Here is a 2,402-nt window from a genome sequence, read left to right as displayed (position 1 = left end):
GGCTGGACGCTCTCCAGTATTCAGTGATCTCCATGCACGAGGGGAAAGCTACCTTGTTGGTCTTGTGATAGACGGTGTAGCATCGGTATGACGACCCGGCGCACTCAATCTCGCGTGCGGTCACGAAAGGTCTGTAGACAGGGGCGGGTATTGCCGGGGACAGGTTGTTGATGAAATTGACCAGTTCGCGGTTGTTCCCTTTATCGTTCCCCGTGACGAATAAACGGCCAAACGGTTCCAGAAGATGGGCCAGTCTTCTCATGAGGCTTACCTGGTCCGCGGAGTAGTATATTGAGTATGAAGCAAGGATAATGTCGAACTTGCGGTCGTCCAGCAAGCGGGGCACCATGTCAACACCGCACGCCACTATTTGGACGTTGTACAGCTTTTCTGTTCCGCAAAGGCTACGTGCGACCGCAACACTTTTTGGTGATTTGTCTACACCCACCACTGTTCCGGTGCCCACGAGGCGGGATAGCGTGCGTGCGTGCTTGCCTGTGCCACAACCCAGGTCCAGGGCATCGTCTCCCTGTTCGGGCTTGATGACGTTCATCACCCACGAGTCATAGTCAAACGAGCCGTATGACTCGTTGACCCTTTGCCTGGTGCTGATAAAGTCGGTGCCCGTCACTATGTCGTCCATCAGTATAACCTCGGTATCCCGTATCCTGAGCACAACTTACACAACAGCATGAGTCCCTGTACCCTGCTTACGGCGAGCCTGAATTCACGGTACCGTTCTCCATTCCATATATCCGCGAACGGCTGGTTGAGGACGTTCCCCATAACGTGTTCGCCCCGCGCGTCCCTGCAGCACGGCACGACGTCACCATCCCACCAGACTACAGTGCTGTAGTAGATCCACCAGCACCGGTTGTGCGGTACCTTGCGAGGGACGAGGACTTCCCGTGAGAAGGCTTCCCGGTCGTAGTACCAGTACTTATCCTCTGCGGGCATGAACTTCTTTCCCTGCTCCACGGTCCTTACACAGGGAGCGATGATCAGCACCTCGTCGGCTCCTAGCTTTTTGAGGTTGGTCACCTGCTTGATCTCATGCTCGTTATGCTTCATCACGATGAATCCGACCTGTACCTTTGTGCTCATCCGTCCTTTGGCTTTCGCTTCTATTGCTGCGGACAGGTTCGCTAGGGTCTTGCTCAGGTTTCCACCCACGCGGTACTGTGCATGCGTCTCCTGTGACAGGCCGCTTATCTGGAAGCTGATTTCCGATAGTCCGCTCCCTACCAGCTTGTCTATGTCCAGGATCTCTCCGTTGGTGCAGGCGGACACGTATATCCCTTTTCCTGTGGCGTACCTTATCATGTCGTAAGCGTCCCTGTTCAAAAATGACTCTCCCATGCCGTAGAACAGCATCGTGTTGACTTGGTCGCCCACCGAGTCCAGTATCTTCTTGAAGTTATCCAGGGACATGTACCCCTTGGGTCTGCCCAGTATCCCTGCCCCTGTTTCACATACCGGGCAGTGTAGGTTGCATATGTTGGTCGGTTCCACAGTCAGGTGGACGGGTAACCCTGAATTTCTCTCCGCTTTCACCGCAGCGGACAGCGAGGACAGTCCCCAGTGTACTAATTGCCTACTATTCATGGTGTGTCTCCTCTGCGGGTTAGCATGATGCCAGGAGCAGATTGGGATCGCTTGAATGCACTCTTGGCTACCAGGGAAGCCACTCTCATAACCATGTCTTGGCCGAAGCCTATGGCAACAATTTGGTCAATCGTTAAGTGATCATCTACATAGGCTTTCAGGATAGAGTCCAGCATATCGTACGGGGGCAGAGTATCCGTATCCTTTTGACCGGGACTCAGTTCGGCGGACGGGGCTTTGATCAGCACGGAATGCGGTATCACTTCCTTCTCTCCGTGCCGGTTCCTGTACCGTGCCAGCTTATAGACCGTTGTTTTGAATACATCCTTGAGAGGGACCAGCCCTCCGGCCATGTCCCCGTAGAGGGTGGCATAGCCCGTGTATGCTTCGCTCTTGTTACCGCAGGCGAGCACCAGCCATCCGAACTTGTTGGACAGGGCAAAAAGGATGTTTGCTCGGATCCTGGCCTGGATGTTCTCCTCGGTGACATCAGGCTGTGTGCCCTTGAAGTGCTCAGCCAGCGTCTCCAGGTACAAGGTGAACAGCTTCTCGATAGATATCACTTTATAGTGTATGCCTAGGTTCCTGGCCAGGGCTTCGGCGTCGGACAGGCTCCCACGGGACGAGTAGCGGGAAGGCATGGAAACTCCGATGACATTTCTAGCGCCAAGAGCGTCGACTGCTATGGCTGCCACAACACTCGAGTCAACACCACCCGACAACCCGATCACCGCCTTCTCGAAGCCGTTCTTGCGTGCGTAGTACCTGGTACCGAGAACCAGGATCCGGTAGATTGC

3 protein-coding genes are annotated in these 2,402 nt (G+C 54.7%); all 3 read right to left on the bottom strand.

All coding sequences use genetic code 11. From position 1 onward, the window contains the following. The coding region (locus HWQ67_RS16425; RefSeq protein WP_218253767.1) for a class I SAM-dependent methyltransferase at positions 1-643 on the bottom strand (643 nt) is incomplete at its 3' end. Next, complete coding sequence (locus HWQ67_RS16420) at positions 643-1,605, bottom strand: radical SAM/SPASM domain-containing protein (RefSeq protein WP_218253766.1); 963 nt, start codon at positions 1,603-1,605, stop codon at positions 643-645. The genes HWQ67_RS16425 and HWQ67_RS16420, both read right to left, overlap by 1 nt. Beyond that, positions 1,602-2,402: NAD(+) synthase (gene nadE, locus HWQ67_RS16415; RefSeq protein ID WP_218253765.1), on the bottom strand; the 801-nt coding region annotated here is incomplete at its 5' end. The genes nadE and HWQ67_RS16420, both read right to left, overlap by 4 nt.

This window comes from Candidatus Magnetobacterium casense, from assembly GCF_019173545.1.
Classification (GTDB): Bacteria; Nitrospirota; Thermodesulfovibrionia; order Thermodesulfovibrionales; family Magnetobacteriaceae; genus Magnetobacterium; species Magnetobacterium cryptolimnobacter.
This window is presented reverse-complemented; position numbering and strand designations above follow the sequence as displayed.

Coding starts and splice junctions, on each gene's coding strand:
- HWQ67_RS16420 (WP_218253766.1), bottom strand. CDS start 1,605: ATGAATAGTAGGCAATTAGTACACTGGGGACTGTCCTCGCTGTCCGCT.